Origin of the sequence: Terrihalobacillus insolitus (assembly GCF_028416575.1) — a bacterium.
Classification (GTDB): domain Bacteria; phylum Bacillota; class Bacilli; order Bacillales; family Amphibacillaceae; genus Terrihalobacillus; species Terrihalobacillus insolitus.
The window spans coordinates 203665-224386 of the sequence record NZ_JAMQKB010000001.1 but is presented as its reverse complement, the minus strand read 5'-3'; the positions used below and the strand labels follow the sequence as shown (position 1 = coordinate 224386).

The window sequence follows — 20722 nt, the reverse complement described above, 5'->3', positions numbered from 1 at the left end:
GGTTTTAGGTTTTTTAGACCCCCACCTCTAAGCGAAGCGTAGATGGGAATTTCCAATCAGATGGAGTCGAGACTCCATCTGATTCCCGAATGTTTCAGCTTGATGAAACGAGTTCGCTTTAGTTTTAAAATGAACGGAAGAATTGATTGCAAGTTCTAGGGTTATTAGACATTTAAATGTACTTAATTTCTTCCATCTAATCTGGAAGTCAAAGATATTTATTTTTAAAGAAAGGGGTGTATTTTGCACCTGCTTTTATTGCCTCAACCATGCTTACGGAGCTAGCAATATTTTTGCCAGCAATATCATAGGCTGTTCCATGATCGACCGAGACTCTTAAGAATGGTAATCCATTTGTAATTGAAACAGTCCGTTCAAAATCTGTCATTTTTGCTGCGATGTGACCTTGATCATGGTAAAGAGATAGGACTGCATCGTATTTTCCGTTTAAGGCTTTATAAAATACGGAATCGGCTGGAATCGGACCATATACATCTACTTGTTCCTTTTTGGCTTTTTGGATACCTGGTGTTAATACATCCATTTCTTCGTTACCAAACAAACCATGTTCCCCTGCGTGAGGATTTAGTCCTGCTACTGCAATTCTTGGATCATTTATCCCTATAAGTCTAAGGGCTTCATCACATCGCACTAAATAATCATAGACAAGATCAATTGTAATTTGATTAATAGCCTCTTTAAGAGAAGCATGTCGCGTTAGGAAAAAGATTTTTAGTGTTCGAACCTCAAACATTGTCATCGGATCCTCTGTGTTTGTATAAGCAGATAACATTGCTGTATGATCGATGTATGGAACTTTACCAGCTTGTAAGGATTCCTTATTAATCGGAGGAGTACAAATGGAATCAGCTTCTCCATTTTGAACTATATTGATTGCATGCTTAATGTAATCATGAGAAGCTTGCCCGCACATACCAGAAATTTTTCCGAATTCAAATGATTCTAAATTAATATTATCAATGTGAATTAAATCGATTTTTCCTAATTCATAGATTGCGTCTTCAGAAGTATTAATTGTATTAATTTCTAAAGGAGCACCAGTAATTTTAATCGCATATTTTAAAATAGAATCATTTCCAATCACTAAGGGTTTGCATGATTCATAGATTTCCTTATTTTCTAAAGCTTTCACAACAATTTCTGGCCCGATACCTGCTGGATCACCCATTGGGATAACTATAACTGGTCTTATATTTGACATAATGATTCCACCTTTTCTACTTTTGTTCATTTTTCTTTTTAATCGTGTGAACGTTAACTCTTAGGAGCCAGAGGCTATTTTGGACTGTAAAAAGCGAATACAGTCACTAATTGCTTTTTTGTTGCCGATTAGACCACCCTTCGTTATGATTGGAATTCCATCTAAATAGCCTCCAATAAATTTTCCATAAGAAGCTAAAGGTAATACTTCGTCTTCAAGTTTGATCCCTTTAGCATGAGAAACAGCACATAACGAGGAAGTGACGTCCCCTCCACTTAGAAAACATCCGCCGAATTGATCTTTGTTTTTTCGTATAATTTCACGACTTATTGCAGCCAGACCGTCAGTGATTCGTTTAGCTAGCCCCTCTTCAGTAACGTTTTCTTTTTTTGCAATTGTTTTTAAGTCTAAACGGTTTTGAACTGAAGAGTAGGTTGTGACTAAGATTACTTTCCCAGTTTGAATTTGGTCTGAAGCTTCTTTAATAACTCGATTCACTTCTTTGTTCCAAGCATCAGTGAAAGTAGCAATACCTTCTGGTTGTACGAATAGTGTATTAACTGTACAATTACTTCTTAAATAATTTATTTGTTGCCCAGTTAAAGATGTGATACTTCCAATAGCTGCCAGCACTTTCTTTTCATGATATTGATGATGGAGGGTGTTTCTAGAATATGATGCCGTTAAAGGGCCTGGATCAACGGCTAAGACTGGACTGTTAATTTTAGTCATTACCATTGCAATTGTCTCAATCTGTTCCTCAGTTACCGCGTCGACAACAAATACTCTAGTTCCCAGATTCATTTTTTTTTGGAAAAGAGTTAATAAGTAATCACTTCCCATTAATACTTGATCCAAGTCAACTGTCTCAATTTTTTTCTCGGACTGCTTAGCAATTATTTCCGTTACTTTTGAGGAGGTTAAAGGAGTGATAGGGTCTTTGGCTACGTCTGTTTCCTGTAAAGGTATATTATCGACTAATAAAAAACCGCCAGAAGTAATTCTACCCGACTCAGGAAAGGATGCTACAACTATCGCAATAGAATTCTCTCCCAATGCATCAAGCATGACATCCATCTCTGCTCCGATATTCCCCCGAAGTGTACTGTCTATTCTTTTACTGTAAACGGCTGGAGTACCTTTTTCATGAACAAATTCTAAAGCTTTTCTAACTCTTTTTTTTGCTGTTTCAATTTTTACGTAACGACTGTCTGTATCAATGGAAAATGCCTGATAATTTTCTTCAGGGAGTGGTACCCCTCTTACAATGGTTGCTGTCTCAAATCCCTCTTTTGCAAGCTTTACTCCAGTTGCATTCGCACCAGTCAAGTCATCCGCGATTACAATAATTTGCATTGTCAAAACCCTTCCTTTGAAAATGTACAATGAATTATTTAAGCATAGGTTAGGTCTATTACTTTTTCATAGGTCTTACGATCGTTAGTGGATAGTCTGGAATCGGTAATAATTCCATCTATCTGATCAAAGCAACAAACATGTGCAAAAGCTCTTTGATTGAACTTGCTTTTATCTGCAACAACCCATTTGGTTGAAGCAGCTTTAATCATTAATTTTTTAGCATGGGATTTATCAAGTGTAGGAGCTGATATACCAGTTTCCAAATCAATGGCATGTGCTCCTAAGAATACTATGTCAACTTTTATTTGGCATAGTAAGTTTTCAACATGAGGCCCCAAACAAGCTCCGATTTCCGACTGTAGATTACCTCCTGTTAATATTATATTGGACTTGGAATTTAATAACTCCGTGGTAATTTTTATGTCGTTTGTTACGATGGTTAAATCTTCTCGGTGCTTTATTAGTTTTGCAATCTCTAATGTGGTAGTACCAGAGTCTAAAATAATTTGAGCGTTTTTTGGAATTAATGTTACTGCTTGTTTTGCAATGGCTTCTTTTTGTTTAGTGAATTTTGATTGTTTGGAATAGTAGGGAGTTTCTGATGTTAATGTTTCAATAGAAACTGCACCACCATGCGAACGAATTATACGTCCATCTAACTCAAGTGCATCCAAATCTCGTCGAATGGTCATCGCTGAAACATCAAATTCCTTTACTAGATTTTCTATTAAGATTTTCCCATCTCGATTTATTTTTGAATAAATTTTTTCCCTTCTTTCAATCTGTAACACATTAATTTCTCCTTTATTTATGATTTAAATGAACATAAATAGTGTTACTTTGTGATCGTTTATAATCTTTTACGTTATTTTATGCGATCATTTTAGTAATATTCTTAATGTTTGATTAATTACTAAACATCTAACATCTTTATTTTTTAGAAATTGCTCAATTAGAACTTCTAGGCTTTTTCGCCCCTGTGTGCAAAAGTATGGAAAAAGGAGTATGGGTCAGCCGAATTCAAAGGTAACTCGATGGAAAAGTAAGACGATCCCGCCTATACATTCGAATACATGCTGTGATTTGATAACGCTCATGCATTTAAAATTAATTCACAACGATATATGATAGAATAATAGAAGTTTAATGTAATCCTATTTTTTGAATGGAGGAATTAGATGGTGAAAATAAAATGGGGGATTTTAAGTACTGCTAGGATCGGGCAAAAACAGCTTATTCCAGCGATTCAACGGTCGGTAAACGGAGAGGTTGAGGCGATTGCTAGTCGTGGTGAAAAGGCAAAGGAAGTCGCGTCCAAATTTAATATCCCAAAGGCATATACTAGTTATGAGGACCTTTTGAACGATGATGACATTGATGCTGTCTATATTCCACTACCAAATAGTCTTCATAAGCAATGGGTAGTGGAGGCCGCAAAGCACAAGAAGCATGTTTTATGTGAAAAACCAGCTGCTTTACATACGAATGAACTAAAGGAAATGCTGACTGAATGTAGGGAGAATGGTGTGTATTTTATGGAAGCATTTATGTACCAATTTCATCCACAGCATGAAAAAGTGAAGCAAGTAATCGCTTCAGGAGTAATAGGCGATGTAAGCTTGATGAAAGGTAGTTTTTCATTTGTGTTAGAAAATGATCCAACAAACATTCGGTTAAATAAGGATCTCGGTGGCGGCTCACTTTTTGATGTTGGGTGCTACTGTATCCACTCCATTCGATCGATCCTAGATCAGGAGCCTGTCCGTGTTTTTGCTAGTGCAAAATTGAGTGATACAGGTGTTGATACGACAGCAATTGGCATGCTTGATATGGAAAATGGTGTAAAGGCTGTATTTGACAGTAGTTTTGAACTGTCGGCAAGGAGTATGTATGAAATTGTCGGCTCAAAAGGAACGATAAAAGTACCACAGGCCTATCGACCAGATAACAACAACCATATTGGGGTTGTCCAGGTGATCAAAGATGATGGAACAGTGGAAGAAATCGAGGTTCATGGAGATCAATATAAAAATCAAGTAGAGCATTTTGCGGCATGTATACTGGAAAATAAAGAGCCCCAGTACACCGATGATAAAATGCTGAACAATTTAAAGGTAATAGAGGCGTGTTATCAGTCAATTGAACAAAACGCAAGTATCGAGTTACAATAGCAACGCAGCGTCGTCATGTGAGAGATGAAGACGCAAACAGGGCCGAAAATCCGTTGAACGCGTCGTCATGCGGGGGATGAAGACGCAAACAGGGCCGAAAATCCGTTGAACGCGTCGTCATGCGGGAGATGAGGACGCAAACAGGGCGAAAAATCCGTCGAACGCGTCGTCATCCGAGAGATGAAGACGCAAACAGGGCGAAAAATCCGTCGAACGCGTCGTCATCCGAGAGATGAGGACGCAAACAGGGCCGGAAATCCGTCGAACGCGTCGTCATGCGAGTGATGAGGACGCAAACAGGGCTGAAAATCCGTCGAACGCGTCGTCATGCGGGAGATGAGGACGCAAACAGGGCCAGAAATCCGTTGAACGCGTCGTCATCCGAGAGATGAAGACGCAAACAGGGGCGGAAATCCGTTGAACGCGTCGTCATCCAAGTGATGAAGACGCAAACAGGGCGAAAAATCCGTCGAACGCGTCGTCATCCGAGAGATGAGGACGCAAACAGGGCGAAAAATCCGTTGAACGCGTCGTCATGCGGGGGATGAAGACGCAAACAGGGCGGAAATCCGTTGAACGCGTCGTCATCCAAGTGATGAGGACGCAAACAGGGCGAAAAATCCGTTGAACGCGTCGTCATCCGAGAGATGAGGACGCAAACAGGGGCGGAAATCCGTTGAACGCGTCGTCATGCGGGGGATGAAGACGCAAACAGGGCGGAAATCCGTTGAACGCGTCGTCATCCAAGTGATGAGGACGCAAACAGGGCGAAAAATCCGTTGAACGCGTCGTCATGCGAGAGATGAGGACGCAAACAGGGCCAGAAATCCGTGGAACGCGTCGTCATCCAAGTGATGAGGACGCAAACAGGGCGAAAAATCCGTCGAACGCGTCGTCATGCGGGAGATGAGGACGCAAACAGAGCCAGAACTAAGTCTAATATGGATTTTGTCAAAATTTAGGGTTTGCATTCACTTTTTATTAGGAGGTTGTTCAGTGTGAATAAGGAAGAAATGATAGTGCGCTTGTTACAGGCTAAAATTATCCCGGTGTTGCGAAAGGTCTCACCAGCGGTATTTATGGATGTTGTCGATGCGCTAAGCGCTGGAGGCGTAACTGCTGTAGAGATTACGATGGATAGCGAGGATGCTAGTTCGCTCATCCGTAATGTGAAAGAGAGGTATGGGGAAAAGATGGCTGTTGGTGCCGGCACGGTAATGGATCACGCCGACTTAAGCGAGGCATTGAAAGCTGGGGCGGAATTTATCGTGTCTCCCATCCTTGATGAGTCTGTCGTGAAAGGGGCAAATGCTGAGCAAGTTCCAGTTATTCCCGGTGTTTTAAGCCCTACGGAGGTAGTTCAGGCTATTCGATCTGGTGCAGATATGGTAAAAATTTTTCCTGCTGGGACGTTAGGACCTGCTTATGTGAAAAATATTAAAGGTCCTCTTGGGGATATCCCAATTATGTGTACAGGCGGGATCGATGCAGAAAATGCAGCAGATTACCTAAAAGCAGGAGCAAAAATAGTTGGCGCTGGTAGCTCATTAATTCGAAAAGATTTAATCGCGGAGCAGGACTGGTCTGGATTAACAAAAGAAGTTGAAAAGTGGTTTCTGCAATTAAATCATTTGTAAATATCAATTTTATAGGAGAGGTAATGCATTCGAAGCAACAAGTTTTCGCTCCGTTACTCATAACTGCGCTACCTCGACCTGCTTGCGATGCACATGACATGCTAGTGTCGACGTTGCCACAGGACGTGGCGACATTAGTCGACCTTCTAATTTGTCCATTTTTTGAACATGCACTTATATCAAAAAAAATAAAGCGGTGATGGTCTCCTGACACCGCTTAATCTTAAAATGGTTTTAGACCCCCACCTCTAAGCGAAGCGTAGGTGGGAACTTCTTATCAGATGTTTCAGCTTGCTGAAACGAATCCGCTTTTCGTAAGATCCCCACCCCTAACCAAAAGCGTATTTGGCACAGTTGAAACGAGTTCATTTTATTTGTTTGAAAATGTCAGTGACTTTATTGACGACGTATCCACTTCCGCCTTGTTCGTTTTCAATTTTTTCTACCATCATGGCGATTAAAATGTCCTGTTCATTGGTAGGATAGGCGACAAACCAACCGTTTTCCTGTCCTTTTTCTTCACCTGATTTTTTTAATTCAGCTGTTCCTGTTTTACCAGACAAAGTGAGGTCTTCCACATTCGCTCCTCTTGCAGTTCCATTCGGTGCAGAAACAACCTTTCGAAGCGCCTCTTGGATGAGCTGTGCTTGGTCAGTGGTTAATAAATCTTCACTCCAAACCTGACTTGTTTCTGCATCAAGCTCAAGTGTTGGTTTTATTAGATTTCCATCATTTAAAATTGGTGTGTAAGCTGTTGCCAAATGCAGGGCGCTTAGTTGGATTTGTCCTTGACCATAGCCTGTGTCTGCAAGCTGAACCTCACTACTAATGGAACCAGATGATGTGATAGAAGATGACTCTATTGGATATTCAAAAGGGAAATCCTCGCCAAAGCCAAATGACTTAAGTCCATTTGTTAATGTATCACTACCCATTTCAACCGCTTTTTTTGCAAAATAAATGTTATCAGAGCGGATTAATGCATCGGTAACATCTACAGGTTCATTTGATTCAGATACCCTCTTCACCTCGTAATTCCCCCAAGAGTTATCCTTTTTCCACGTTAACCCGTCGATTTCAATACCTTCACCTGGCTTTATTACTCCAGATTTAAGGCCAATCGACGCCGTAATGGGTTTAAAGGTTGATCCTGGAGAATATGTTGCTGCAAAGCGATTGATTAACGGTTTATTCGGATCCTCCTGTAATTTTGACCATTGTTCTTGACTAATTCCATAGGTTAAATCATTGGGATCAAACGCTGGGCTACTAACTAGCGCTAGTGTTTGGCCAGTCTTAGGGTTAATAGATGCTGCCGTTCCTGCATTCTCCTGGTATGAGGTATAGATTGCTTTCTGAATGTCTGCATTAATCGTTAACGTGATATCTTCACCATGTTTAACAGGTTTTTCCGCTAAAATGACATCTTCTTTATTCGCTTCTTCCTGTGTCACAACAACTTTTATCCCTTTTTCACCTTTTAAACGGCTTTCAAATAATTGCTCCAACCCCCGTTTTCCAATTACATCATTTTGAGAGTAAACTCCTGGCTCCATTTCATTTAACTCTTCTGCTGTAATTTTACCAATGTAACCTGTTAGGTGGGCGGTAGCTTTTCCATATGGATAGAGTCTTCCGGTTGTATCCTTTTTCATGACAGGTTCTAATTCCCAGAGTTTTTCTAAATTGGCATAAGTGGTTGGAACCTTTTTTAGTGGGACAAAAAGATCTGGTTGTACCCAACCTGCATTAAGAGCGGTTTCGATACTTTCAATGTCCATTGTCAGTAAACTAGCAATCTTTTCTTTCATTTGATCAGGGTCATCACCGAGTTTTGAAGGAACCACTCCAATTTCGTAAATGGGAGCATTGACTGCGAGTCCGTTACCGTTTCTGTCAAAAATTTCACCGCGTTTCGGGTACTCTGTTTCAAAACGAATGTCTCCACCATCTTTTAGCGCTGGAAAGATGAGTCCTGGATCCCATGTTACATTCCAACTTTTTTCATCTTCACTATCTTGTTGGACTAATGTTGTCTCATACTGAAACTCGATTGGCCCGGCAAGCGTAGTCATTTTAACATTGATTGGAATGGTTGCTTTTCCTTCTTCTAAGCTCGTTTTCTGTTCTTCTTCGGATAAGCCTTCGAATGAGATGTCTAAATTCTCCACTTGCAGATCATTGTAAATTTTTTGATATCGATCCACATACTTTTCTGTTGGATATAATTCACGGGATTCGTTTGAAAGCATATCGTACATTTCAGAGAATTTCTGTTCGTTCCAATTGTCTACGTATTCTTTCATGACGTCGTCGGGTGTCACTTCGTCTTCATTTGAGCATGCCGTTAGAACAAAAAGAAATAATATCATACCAACCCATCGTATAGACATTTTCAATAGGTACTCCCCCTTTTTGAATATCCTCTTTAGAATCCTTTCTCAATGAAATATGTGTAAGGGTGTTATTGTCCTCTTTGTTGAATTTCTGCACTGCTGTCTTTGAATGTTTTACCAATTACTATTATGAACATTTTAACATATGTATGCTGTATTGATGATGATTTGTATCTGTCGCCTACTACTTTACAGTGGCAGGAGAGTAAAGTGTTCATTTCATTTTTTGAAGAACCGTAAAAAATAGATCGATTGTATCGTATTATATAGTAAAGAAGGACAGACCCTGTTCTATTTTGCTATACTGGATGTTGTGGAAAGGATTTAGCGAATTTATAAATTTTACAAAAATCTACAAAAATACAGATAGGCGTGGTATAGTAGATACATTGAAAAAAACAAGACAAGCTAGACTTTCATATACTAATGTCAAGAAAGGCAATACTATTGGATAGGTTATGGGGTGATTGGATGAAAGAACAGGAAATATATAAAAATGTTTTGAAGCGTTTGATCGACCAAACAGAGAAATTACAAATAAAAAATACAGAAGAAATGATTCAAACTATAATCCGTGAGCTAGAATACTATGAATTGCCAAAAGCACAAAAACAACTTGTATTAAATAAGATGACAGCGAAATAGTGTGAAGGCCTCTATCATAAATGTATTTGCCCAGTTAAAGCATACATTTATGATAGAGCGCCTTCTCTTTACTTTCGATCCCTCGAAAAATATTTTACACATATGGCCACAATCACTTTTTTGTTTATAAAGTCATCATACGAGCCTGAACCCACTTCTCGCCTCAAATAACCCTCCACGCCGTTTTCACAATGTGTTGTACTTCATGTTCATACTCAGATTGATTAAAGGCATGTTCCAGTGAAATGAGTACACTTTCAACTAAGAAGGTTCGAGGAGCTTCTGCTTGTAATTCGGAGAGTAAGAACTTGAGATAATCCTGCCTTTTAGATGAATCTTTTCCTTCCGTTTTATTCAGAAGCTCCTCTAACGCGTTCCTTACCTCCCTTTTCAGATCTGCGGTGGAATTGTCACTCGTGAATGTAAGCCAATTTTCTGGTAAAAAGGCTTCCTCATTTTCTGCTTGCTCGTTTATCATAGATTTTACTCGCGTTAGCGCATATCGGATGACTTTCTCAGTTGCAATTTCTTCCTGTGACCCTAGCCTCCACACATGCATCATATGCTGCACGATTCCCACAAGCATTACTGCGTGGTCTAACGTATAGGCTTTTGCTTTGGGTGGATATAAATTACCAAGTCTTTTTGTAATCCATTGTAGTTCGGCGCGGTGTTGCTCTTTCATAAAGGACTTTAACTCCACATCATCAGAAAAGGACACCGTTTCAAACATTACCAATAAATGGTGCTGTCGATTCATATTCATTCGTACAGCCATTTGCTCGATGAAAACTTCTTCATCATCGTCTTCCTTACCGATGGCGATTTCCCTGCGTTTTCGATCTACCTCTTCTGTTACATACTTTAAAATTGCGCGTAAGCACTCATTTTTTGAATCAAAATAATTATAAAAGGTGCCCTTTGCTACCCCTGCCTTATCCAATATATCCTGAATCGATGTTAACGCGAACCCTTTCTCAATAAATAATTGGTGTGCAGCATCGATTATTTGTTTGCTTTTTGTATTCAATTCACTCATCCTTTGTACTTTGAGTATACTTTTATTATAGATTTATAATCCCTTTAAATCAACATTATATAGTGAAATTAAAAATTACCATTGATTTTATTGTACTATCGGTATAGACTATTGGAGTGTTCATTTCACATGGAAAGAAGGAATGATTGAAAATGTCGAAAACAAATTCAATCCAAAAGAAACCGCCATATGGCATGATTTTTATACTATTTATTGGGGCCTTTGTTGCTATTTTAAATGAGACACTATTAAATGTTGCACTTCCATCCATTATGGTCGAATTTGATGTCAATGCAACTGCGGTACAATGGCTCTCGACAGGTTATATGCTTATTAACGGAATTTTAATACCAGCGAGCGCGTTTTTCATTCAGCGCTTTTCTGACAGAAAATTATTTATTACTGCCATGTCGTTGTTTACAGTCGGAACATTCTTAGCTAGTATTGCTCCAGTGTTCGGTGTTTTACTAGTGGCACGTATGGTTCAAGCATCAGGGTCTGCGATTATGATGCCGTTATTAATGAATGTTATGCTCACCGCCTTCCCGGTGGAAAAAAGAGGGGCAGCAATGGGAACATTCGGACTTGTCATGATTACTGCACCTGCGATTGGACCAACGCTTTCTGGATGGTTAATCGAAAATTATAGCTGGAGAATGTTATTTGACATCGTTCTTCCGATTGCGGTATTAACGTTGGTACTTTCCATCTTTAAGTTAAAAGATGTGACAGCTCGACGTGCAATTAAACTCGATATCTTTTCTCTGATTTTATCAAGTATCGGATTCGGCGGATTGCTTTATGGCTTTAGTTCTGCGGGGGATAAAGGGTGGGATAATCTGTATGTGTACAGTACGATTATTGTTGGCGCGCTTGCATTAATCACCTTTATCCTCCGTCAACTTCGGATGGAGGATCCAATGCTAGAATTTCGTATTTATAAATATCCAATGTTCGCCTTGTCATCAGCAATTTCCATCGTTATTGCTGTTGCATTGTTTTCAGCGATGATCTTGATGCCGATCTATGTACAAACGATTCGAGGTATATCACCAATGGATTCAGGTTTGTTGATGCTTCCAGGTGCGATTGTAATGGGGGTTATGTCTCCAATTACAGGTAAACTTTTTGATAAGTACGGTGCGAAAACACTTGCTTTAATTGGGTTGACAATAACCGTTGTTACTTCCTACTACTTTAGCAAAATTAGTATGGAAACGGCATATTCTTCCCTTGTCCTTTTGTATACATTTCGAATGTTTGGAATGTCGATGGTAATGATGCCAGTAATAACAAATGGTTTGAATCAGCTACCAGCGAAAGAGTACCCACACGGAACGGCAATGAACAATACATTGCAGCAAATATCAGGTGCAATTGGTTCCGCATTATTGATCACCGTCATGAACAAACGAACGGAGACAAGTGCAGAGGACTTGGCAGCTGATCTGATGGCAAATATGGATCCAAGTGCAGCTCAGGCCACTCCTGAGGCTACAGCTGAAATGCAACAACAAATTCTGAATCAAGCGATGCTGGATGGCATCAATTTTACTTTTTTAATTTCAACATTAATTGCTGGTGTAGCATTAATCCTCGCATTCTTTATTAAAAGGGTAAAAACCAATAATGAAGAAAAGAAGAAGGATGAAGAGGCTATTGTTGGTACTTTACAGAACGCTACAGAGTAATTGGGTTTGATAAAAAAAGGGTGATGCCTTGCTTGGCGTCACCTGTTTGTGGGACAGTGGATCATGGTTTTTGCCCCTCTGTCCCACCTATATTTTCCCCTTTATTTCGTCATTAAATTTTTTCAGTAGTTGGCCAAAATTTTTTCGTTCTTCATCAGACCACTCACTTAGCAATTCTGAAATCTTGTCTAGTCTTGCTTGTTTGTACTTCATCCATTCCTTTTTTCCTGATTCTGTGATCTGATAGAAATAAGCCCTGAGGTCAAGAGGATTGGGTGATTTACTTACATATCCTTTTTGCTCTAGTGCTGCAGCTTGTCTGCTTACGGTGGATATATCCAACTGCAATTCAAAAGCAAGGGTTTTCACACCAGCAGTACCTTTAATAGATAATTGATGCAACAAAAGATAGGCAGCCCGATCTAAATTTCCGTTTGTTTTTTTGGAGGCTATCGTTGTGAGACGGCGAACAAGAACGGCCATTTCAAGCTCTATCAGTTGAAGAGATTCTTTATCCATATTTACCCACCTTTTTTCATACTATTATAATATGGTTGTGATTCTTCACCTTGACAAGGGATATAGTTGTATAATACAATAATTAAATTGCATTATACAACTTTTTTATTCTGGTTAGAAAGATTCAAGCTATCTTTCCCGCCTATTTATAGATTGTAAGACATTTTATGTAGAGGAAGCGATACGATGCAAGCACATCAAATAATGAAGAAACAAGTCATTAAAGTAAAAGAAACAAGTAGTGTACGATCCGTTATCGAAAAGTTCATTGAACACGGAATTAGTGGACTGCCAGTTGTTAATGACAACAATGAAATAGTCGGATATATAAGTGATGGGGATGTAATGCGTTTCATTGGGAAGCATAAGAGCTATGTGATTGACATGTTCGCTTTTGTGAATGTAATCGAAGGAGACGATGTCAATTTTGAAGAGAGGGCTAGAAAAATTCTGGATTTAAATGTTCTAGAAATAGCAAAGAAGAAAATTATTAAAGTTGCATGGAATGATGATATTGAAAATGTCGCAGCTGTTTTAGGAGAAAAACAAATTAAAAAATTACCAGTAGAACGTAACGGTGTTTTAGTTGGCATCATTAGTCGTGGGGATGTTATCCGCGATGCCTTTAAAACGCTATTGTAGACAAAAGCACCTGTTAGAGATTTATATAATTTAGTAAGTTTTAAAAGAAAGAAGGAAGAAACAGTATGGTTAATAGTCAGGGTCATCCGCAATCAGAGCAAACTTTTAATAAAGTTCCCTTGATGATTGTATTAATATCAGGGGCTTTTGCAGCTATTCTTAATCAGACGCTTTTAGCAACAGCATTGCCTAATATTATGAGAGATTTAAATTTAGATGCGAACACAGCCCAGTGGTTACAATCCATTTTTATGCTTGTTAATGGAATTATGATACCAATAACGGCTTTTTTGATTGAACGATTCACGACCCGTGGATTATTTCTTTCCGCGATGGGGTTGTTTGGTTTAGGTACGTTGATTGGTGCAATTGCGCCAAGTTTCTCCGTGCTAATGGTTGGGAGAATTCTTCAAGCTTCTGGTGCAGGTATTATTATGCCTCTAATGCAAACAATCCTTTTTCTTATTTTTCCAGTTGAAAGACGAGGAACCGCAATGGGGATGTTTGGACTGGTTATTGCTTTCGCACCAGCAATTGGACCAACGTTATCTGGTTATCTTGTAGAAAATTTTCCGTGGAGAAGCTTATTTTATGTGATTTTACCAATTATTATTGTTGATATCATTGTTGCTTATTTTATTCTTAAAAATGTAACAGAACAGAAATCTCCAAAGCTTGATATCCTATCGATTATTTTGTCTACACTCGGTTTTGGTGGTTTGTTATATGGATTTAGTACTGCAGGTGGTAGTGGTTGGGGTAGTACCGAAGTAATGATCTCCATGATTGTTGGTGCTATCAGTCTATTCTTGTTTATTACCCGACAGTCAAAGTTAGAACGACCTATTCTTCAATTTGGAGTATTTAAAAACAAAGTTTTTACTCTAACAACAATTCTTGGTATGGTTGTATTTATTGCGATGATCGGTGGGTCAGTGATTTTACCGTTACTGATGCAAAATATGCTAGGTTTTTCTCCATTTGAATCAGGTTTAATGCTAATGCCTGGTGCATTATTAATGGGAATAATGAACCCGATCACTGGAAGATTGTTTGATAAATTTGGCGCTCGATGGCTTGCGATTATTGGTTTGTCGATCTTGGTTATCACAACGTTCATGTTTACCGATTTAACGGAAGAAACAACATTTACTTATTTAACGGTAGTAAATGCAGTAAGAATGCTAGGGGTTGCGATGGTAATGATGCCAGTCACAACAGCTGGTTTAAATCAACTGCCAGTTCATTTAATACCGCACGGCACAGCGATGAACAATACGATGCGTCAGATAGCCGGTGCAGTTGGTACAGCATTACTTGTCACGGTCATGACAAACAATGCGTTGCCTGAGCAAGGCTTAAATGGACTTATACATGGTGTGAATGTATCGTTTATTGTTGCTGGAATTACTGCAATTGTTGGTCTTGTATTAGCGTTTTTCATTAAAAGTAAACCGAAAAATGGGGACGATGTGAACGGATCAAAACCAAGAAGCAACAAGGCAGTGACTGAAAACTAAGATTCTTAAACACTTAGTCCAGTGTGGACGTTTTGTTATATTTTAAGGAAATGTAATTTTCGTCGAATGAAAGTATAAAAAAAGACACCGAATTCCCCTGTTTTTGGGAGTTCGGTGTCTTTTCTAGCATTAGGGTTGACTTTTCCCGTACATACTTAGTTTATCCTTGGCATGCGGAGTTTTAATGCGTACTTATCTGCACGATAGGAGGATGTAACATATTCGAATGGTACGTCGTTTGAAAGATACGTTTGTCGTTGGATAAGCAGGATTGGATCACCCTTATTGATTCCTAAATAGTTTATTTCAAACTCATTCGCCAGGACTGCCTCCATTACTTGATCTCCATGGGTAATCTTCAAGTCAAGCTTCTTTTCGATGTAGTCATAAAATGAAAGATTTACGTCTTCCTCTGTCAAATCACCAACTAAATCCTTTGGTACATAATTCGTTTCTAATGCTACGGGTGCATCGTTTGCAAGACGAATTCTTTGGATAACGTAGATTGGATCCTTTGGGGCGATGTTTAATTTGCTGGCAACCTTTTCATCGGCTTGTTGTTCCTTAAAGCTTAACATCCGATTGGAAGGCTCCAAACCACGTGTACGCATATCCTCACTAAAACCAGTTAAACCTTGTAAACTTTGCTCGAATTTTTTCTCCGCAACAAACGTTCCTTTTCCTTTTAAACGAATTAACAGCCCATCACTCGCCAAATTGTTAATGGCTTGTCTCACAGTCATTCTACTAATGTCATATTTTTCGGCATATTCTCGCTCAGATGGCAAAAGTTCTCCAGGCTTCAATTGCTCACTATTGATTAAATGTCTGATTTTTTCTTCCAATTGATAGTAAATGGGTAATGGTGATTTTTTGTCTATCATGTTCACAGCCACCTTGCTTAGGAAATGAATTGGTAAGTATTTCTTTCTATAAATAGGAAATTGTTGGTGCAAATCTGTGGTTGATTTATCTTTATCGTACCAAAATCAGTGATAAAAGTACATACGTATACTAATGTATAGACAACTATATAGGAGTGTGTTATGTTACATGTAGAAGTCTGCAAGAAAATAAAGAGGGGAAAAGTCATGGTGCAATCCAATAGTTTATTGTTAAAAAACGTCACTATTTACGGTGAGAATACCGTTACAACGAACGGATTTATTTATATAAAAAACAGATTAATAGAAGCAATTGGAACAGAGGATGAGTGGAAAAGCTATGTTATAGCTGAAGAACAGATTAAAGTCATCAATGGAAAAGGCTTAAACGCGATACCAGGTTTTATTGATGGGCACATTCATGGTGCAAACGGTGCCGATGTCATGGACGCAACACCTCAAGCCTTGGATACGATGGCATCTGCTTTGCCAATGGAAGGTACGACTAGCTTTCTTGCTACCACGATTACAATGTCTAAGGAAAAAATTGAGAAGGCGCTTCAAAATGTAGCTTCCTATGTAAACAAACCAGGAAAAGCAGAGGTTGTAGGTGTTCATTTAGAGGGGCCATTTATAGAAGAAAAGAAAGCAGGAGCACAGCCTCGTGAACATATTATGAAGCCAGACGTGGCTCTTTTTGATCAATGGCAGAAGTTATCAGGGAACTCGATTAAAACGGTCACTTTAGCACCAGAAATAGATCAAGAAGGTGAAGTTATTCATTACCTTCACGAACAAGGAGTAAATGTATCGGCGGGGCATACAGATGCAGGTATCGAACAAATGAAACAGGCGGTCTCAAAAGGTGTCACCCAAGTTACCCATTTGTGTAATGCAATGTCAGGCTTGCACCATCGCGATATCGGCGTTGTCGGTGCCGCTTTTTTGTTAAAGGGATTGAGGAGTGAACTTATTGCGGATGGGATTCATGTTTCACCAGAGATGATCCAGTTGATTTATCAAAATATCGGAAGTTCTCGGTTACTTCTTATCACAGATGCATTACGAGCAAAATGTTTAGAACCCGGAACGTATGAGTTAGGTGGGCAGCAAGTATCTGTTACAGAGGATCGGGCAACACTTCCAGATGGAACACTAGCTGGTAGCACATTAAAGATGCTTGACGGAGTAAGAAATATGATGACATACACAGATGCATCCATAAAAGATATTATAAAAATGGCTGCCGTTAACCCAGCAAAACAGGTAGGGATCTTTGATAAAAAAGGGAGTATAGCAGTGAAGAAAGATGCAGATATTTTGCTTATTGATGATCATTGGACAATACGATATACGATTTGTCGTGGGGAAATTGCATACAAGGAGGAATAGCTCATGGATTTGATACAAGTTGACCACTATGACGAGATGAGTGCACGAGCAAGTCAATTCATCATAAATAAAATAAGAGCAACAAACAAATTCGTTCTAGGACTTGCTACAGGTTCTACCCCTGAAGGAATCTATCGTATTCTTCGTGAAAAAAACAAAAACGGAGTGTTTTCATTTCAAAATGTTACCACCTTTAACCTTGATGAATATGTCGGGTTGAGCGAAGAGGATTCAAACAGCTACCGCTATTATATGAACGATAAACTATTTAATCACGTTGATATTTCAAAGGATCAAACCTTTATTCCTAATGGAAATGCGGCTGATTTAAAGGCTGAGTGTCAACGCTATGATGAACGGATCGAACGTGTAGGTGGGATAGATCTGCAAGTTCTTGGGTTAGGTATGAATGGTCATATCGGATTTAACGAGCCAGGTACTTCATTTCATAGCAAAACACAGATTGTTGATTTGACAACGTCAACAAGAAAGGCAAATGCACGTTTTTTTGCAACGATGGAAGATGTCCCAAAACAAGCCATCACAATGGGAGTTGCTACGATTATGCAAAGCAAGGAGATCTTGTTACTTGTTTCAGGTGATCAAAAAGCAGATGCGTTAGAAAGGCTATTCAATGGAAAGGTTTCAAACGATTTTCCAGCATCTCGATTAAAAGAACACCCGAAAGTAACCGTTATTGCAGATCAAAAGGCTACTCATTGTGTGAGGGTGTAGAAGTTCTAGTTATCTTTCATTGAGTTTCACCCGTTGTCGATCATAGGCTATTAATCCTGCTCCATATATCGAACATCACCTATTTTTATCTCAGCATGATCGCTCGTAAGGTTTATGATCCATGACTGGAATGTGTCTTCTGTTCCGCTTTCAACATATATGGTCAGACTTACCTTTTCCAAGTAGTCGATCCGATCTAACAAGTAATCCGTATTGCGTATTTCATTTTCTAGTTTTCCAAGTAAGGAATAACCCACGGTGACGTTCATTTCTTGCATGAGCTGTCTTTTTACAATACCTGCCGCACTAATTGCGTGTGAAGTAGTACTAGAATATGCGCGAATTAAACCACCAGCACCAAGTTTGATTCCGCCAAAGTATCTTGTAACGACAACTGCCGTGTCCTTCAATTTTTTCATTTTTAAGACTTCTAAAATAGGAACACCTGCCGTACCGTTTGGCTCTCCGTCGTCGTTTGCTTTTTGGATTTGGTCATGTTCACCAATCATATATGCTGAGCAATTATGTGTGGCATCTCTATGTTTTCTTTTGATTTCCTGAATAAAGGCTTGTGCCTCTGCTTCGGTTTCCACGCGTCGAACATATCCAATAAATCGAGATTTCTGAATGGTGATCTCATCAGAGCCATCTCGTTTAACCGTCAAATAACTATTTAACATCTTGCATTTCCTCCCTTAAAACCTCATTATATAAAGTAAGTGATCAACTAGCAACGGAAATAGTTGGTATACCCCCACAAAAAGACAAGGGACTTTCGAATGATTTCAGGTAAGATTGGTGGAGACGAACATGGTAAGAAAGATTGAGGAAAAGGCGTTGGATCTTATTATTAATGAAATGGTGGAAGCGGTTGAGAATAGTAAGGACGAAATCTTTCATATTGGTGAAGAATCTCGTAAAGAATACGAACAGCTGCAAAATGAACTTGAAGTAACGAAGGCCAATGTAATTCAGACAATTGAAGCTGGTGATCAATTAGAACAAAAGGTTCGATTTTCGAGGATTCGCTTGTCTGAGGTAAGCCAACATTTTGATCAATACTCAGAGGTTGAAATTCGTGAAGTGTATGAATTAACCCACCAATTACAAACCGATCTAGCAATGGAAAGAGAAAAAGAAAGACTATTACGACAAAAGCGTGATGAATTGGAACGAAGACTTCTATCTCTGGATCAGACTATGAAACGGGCAGAGGGCTTGACGGGGAAAATTTCGGTTGTCCTAAATTATCTAAACGATGACTTCCAACAAATAACAGAAGTGTTACATGATGCACAGGAAAAACAGGAGTTTGGATTAAAAATTATCGAGGCACAAGAGGAAGAAAGACGTAGATTGTCTCGGGAGATGCACGATGGTCCAGCACAAATGCTGGCAAATATTCTCCTTCGTGCCGATTTAGTGGATCGCACCATTCGGGAGCGCAGTGTCGAGGAGGCGATTAAAGAAATAAAAAGTGTACGAAAAATGGTACGGAGCTCTTTGTATGAAGTAAGGCGAATTATTTACGATTTAAGACCAATGGCACTCGATGACCTAGGTCTTATTCCAACGATGAAAAAGTACTTAGAAAATGTAAAAGAATACAATGGCACAAATATCGAGTTTATTTCCATTGGGTATGAAAAAAGATTACCGACAAAATATGAAGTTGCCCTGTTTCGGCTTGTTCAGGAAGCCGTACAAAACGCAATTAAACATGCCAGCGCCAAAAAAATCACCGTAAAAGTGGAAATAATGAAAAATAAAGTTACTTTACTCATTAAAGATGATGGAAAGGGCTTTGACATTAAAACAAAAAAGGAAAAATCGTTTGGTATTGTCGGTATGAATGAACGAGTTGAGATGCTTGATGGTGAAATAAACTTCAATTCAAAAATCGGTGAAGGAACATTCGTTTTAATTAAAGTTCCGCTTAAGGACTTTTAGTGCATACAAGCTTGTAATAAAATAAGATATAATGGAATTGAAAATGGCAAGAGGGCAAAATCAAATAACGAACTACATAATTTAAACATACTAACAATTTTTGCCGTGAATCCAGGAATATAGGAGGAACAAATGATGACAACCAATATAGTATTAGTAGACGATCATAAACTATTTCGAGAAGGTGTACGCAGAATTTTAGAATTTGAACCCTCTTTCAATGTTTTGGCAGAGGGGGACGATGGGACTACTGTGCTAAATCTAGTTGAGCAATATGAACCAGATGTCGTGCTCATGGATATTAACATGCCTCACATTAATGGTGTGCAAGCAACAGCAGAGTTAATTCAGCATTACCCAGAAACACGGGTGATCATTTTGTCCATCCATGATGATGAGAATTATGTGACACATGCATTAAAAACCGGTGCACAAGGATATTTGCTAAAAGAAATGGACTCTGACGCCCTAATCGAAGCGATTAAAGTAGTAAGCGAAGGCGGTTCCTACCTTCATCCTAAAGTGACACACAACTTAGTCAAGGAATACCGAAGATTAGCAGAAGAAAATGTAATAAAAGTAAATGAAAAAATATCCGAATATCGAAAGCCACTTCATCTTCTTACACGACGCGAGTGTGAGGTCTTGCAACTTTTAGCAGAAGGAAAAAGTAACAGAGGAGTCGCAGAAGCACTATATATAAGTGAGAAAACAGTTAAGAATCACGTTAGTAACATATTACAAAAGATGAGTGTCAATGATCGCACCCAAGCCGTTGTAACTGCAATTCGAAATGGGTGGGTGGAAGTTTTATAGAATGATAGTCTTTTTAAAATAGAGAGCGTCCCCCCCTTTCGGTAAAATCACCAATAGGGGGTGATCGCGAGCTTAACAAGGTTAATCGCCGAAAGTGAGGCGTA

General features: G+C 39.0%; 18 protein-coding genes. 10 read left to right on the top strand and 8 right to left on the bottom strand.

Translation table 11 applies throughout. The features are described 5' to 3' along the window. Positions 1–208: 208 nt before the first annotated feature. The 3 genes from pdxA to NC797_RS01100 are packed head-to-tail and all read right to left on the bottom strand — an operon-like array spanning position 209 to position 3372. On the bottom strand, positions 209–1222 hold the full coding sequence (gene pdxA, locus NC797_RS01110) for a 4-hydroxythreonine-4-phosphate dehydrogenase PdxA (RefSeq protein ID WP_272434752.1): 1014 nt from the start codon (positions 1220–1222) through the stop codon (positions 209–211). Between the two features lie 60 nt (positions 1223–1282). Further along, positions 1283–2578 carry a four-carbon acid sugar kinase family protein gene (locus tag NC797_RS01105; RefSeq protein WP_272434751.1) on the bottom strand — a complete coding sequence of 432 codons (1296 nt, stop codon included), beginning with the start codon at positions 2576–2578 and terminating at the stop codon, positions 1283–1285. 38 nt (positions 2579–2616) lie between these two features. Beyond that, entirely contained in the window at positions 2617–3372 is a 756-nt protein-coding gene (locus NC797_RS01100) for a DeoR/GlpR family DNA-binding transcription regulator (protein ID WP_272434750.1), read from the bottom strand. Positions 3373–3759: 387 nt separating this feature from the next. Here NC797_RS01100 and NC797_RS01095 point away from each other — a divergent pair, with 387 nt between their 5' ends. Both NC797_RS01095 and NC797_RS01090 read left to right on the top strand, forming a co-directional pair. Beyond that, positions 3760–4752, top strand: a complete 993-nt coding sequence (locus NC797_RS01095; RefSeq protein WP_272434749.1) for a Gfo/Idh/MocA family protein — start codon at positions 3760–3762, stop codon at positions 4750–4752. 998 nt (positions 4753–5750) lie between these two features. Then, positions 5751–6389 (top strand): bifunctional 4-hydroxy-2-oxoglutarate aldolase/2-dehydro-3-deoxy-phosphogluconate aldolase, encoded by a 639-nt coding sequence (locus NC797_RS01090; RefSeq protein WP_272434748.1) that lies wholly within the window; start codon positions 5751–5753, stop codon positions 6387–6389. A gap of 365 nt (positions 6390–6754) precedes the next feature. On the opposite strand, the gene NC797_RS01085 is transcribed toward NC797_RS01090, so the two are convergent. After that, on the bottom strand, positions 6755–8782 hold the full coding sequence (locus NC797_RS01085; RefSeq protein WP_272435208.1) for a penicillin-binding transpeptidase domain-containing protein: 2028 nt from the start codon (positions 8780–8782) through the stop codon (positions 6755–6757). A 474-nt stretch (positions 8783–9256) separates the two neighbouring features. Between NC797_RS01085 and NC797_RS01080 the strand changes: the two genes are divergently transcribed. Beyond that, a complete protein-coding gene (locus NC797_RS01080) occupies positions 9257–9430 on the top strand; it encodes a hypothetical protein (RefSeq protein ID WP_272434747.1) in 174 nt (57 codons plus the stop codon). A gap of 163 nt (positions 9431–9593) precedes the next feature. On the opposite strand, the gene NC797_RS01075 is transcribed toward NC797_RS01080, so the two are convergent. Next, positions 9594–10460 carry a TetR/AcrR family transcriptional regulator gene (locus NC797_RS01075; RefSeq protein ID WP_272434746.1) on the bottom strand — a complete coding sequence of 289 codons (867 nt, stop codon included), beginning with the start codon at positions 10458–10460 and terminating at the stop codon, positions 9594–9596. A 161-nt stretch (positions 10461–10621) separates the two neighbouring features. Here NC797_RS01075 and NC797_RS01070 point away from each other — a divergent pair, with 161 nt between their 5' ends. Further along, the gene (locus NC797_RS01070; RefSeq protein ID WP_272434745.1) at positions 10622–12160 is read left to right on the top strand and encodes a DHA2 family efflux MFS transporter permease subunit; all 1539 of its coding nucleotides are present in this window, start codon (positions 10622–10624) and stop codon (positions 12158–12160) included. A gap of 87 nt (positions 12161–12247) precedes the next feature. Here NC797_RS01070 and NC797_RS01065 read toward each other — a convergent pair whose 3' ends face one another. Further along, positions 12248–12679 (bottom strand): MarR family winged helix-turn-helix transcriptional regulator, encoded by a 432-nt coding sequence (locus NC797_RS01065; protein WP_272434744.1) that lies wholly within the window; start codon positions 12677–12679, stop codon positions 12248–12250. 186 nt (positions 12680–12865) lie between these two features. Here NC797_RS01065 and NC797_RS01060 point away from each other — a divergent pair, with 186 nt between their 5' ends. Next, entirely contained in the window at positions 12866–13321 is a 456-nt protein-coding gene (locus NC797_RS01060) for a CBS domain-containing protein (RefSeq protein ID WP_272434743.1), read from the top strand. Positions 13322–13386: 65 nt separating this feature from the next. Next, positions 13387–14841, top strand: coding sequence for an MDR family MFS transporter (locus tag NC797_RS01055; RefSeq protein ID WP_272434742.1), 1455 nt, complete (start codon positions 13387–13389; stop codon positions 14839–14841). A gap of 155 nt (positions 14842–14996) precedes the next feature. Here NC797_RS01055 and NC797_RS01050 read toward each other — a convergent pair whose 3' ends face one another. Beyond that, on the bottom strand, positions 14997–15725 hold the full coding sequence (locus NC797_RS01050; RefSeq protein ID WP_272434741.1) for a GntR family transcriptional regulator: 729 nt from the start codon (positions 15723–15725) through the stop codon (positions 14997–14999). Positions 15726–15932: 207 nt separating this feature from the next. On the opposite strand from NC797_RS01050, the gene nagA reads away from it, so the two are divergent. Continuing rightward, the gene (gene nagA / locus NC797_RS01045; RefSeq protein ID WP_272434740.1) at positions 15933–17117 is read left to right on the top strand and encodes an N-acetylglucosamine-6-phosphate deacetylase; all 1185 of its coding nucleotides are present in this window, start codon (positions 15933–15935) and stop codon (positions 17115–17117) included. A 3-nt stretch (positions 17118–17120) separates the two neighbouring features. Further along, entirely contained in the window at positions 17121–17852 is a 732-nt protein-coding gene (nagB, locus tag NC797_RS01040; RefSeq protein WP_272434739.1) for a glucosamine-6-phosphate deaminase, read from the top strand. A gap of 50 nt (positions 17853–17902) precedes the next feature. Here the strand turns inward: nagB and NC797_RS01035 are convergent, their stop codons facing one another. Continuing rightward, on the bottom strand, positions 17903–18532 hold the full coding sequence (locus NC797_RS01035; protein WP_272434738.1) for a YigZ family protein: 630 nt from the start codon (positions 18530–18532) through the stop codon (positions 17903–17905). A 130-nt stretch (positions 18533–18662) separates the two neighbouring features. Here NC797_RS01035 and NC797_RS01030 point away from each other — a divergent pair, with 130 nt between their 5' ends. Both NC797_RS01030 and NC797_RS01025 read left to right on the top strand, forming a co-directional pair. Continuing rightward, positions 18663–19802 carry a sensor histidine kinase gene (locus tag NC797_RS01030; RefSeq protein WP_272434737.1) on the top strand — a complete coding sequence of 380 codons (1140 nt, stop codon included), beginning with the start codon at positions 18663–18665 and terminating at the stop codon, positions 19800–19802. A gap of 135 nt (positions 19803–19937) precedes the next feature. Next, positions 19938–20618, top strand: coding sequence for a response regulator (locus NC797_RS01025; protein WP_272434736.1), 681 nt, complete (start codon positions 19938–19940; stop codon positions 20616–20618). The last annotated feature ends 104 nt before the right edge of the window (positions 20619–20722 follow it).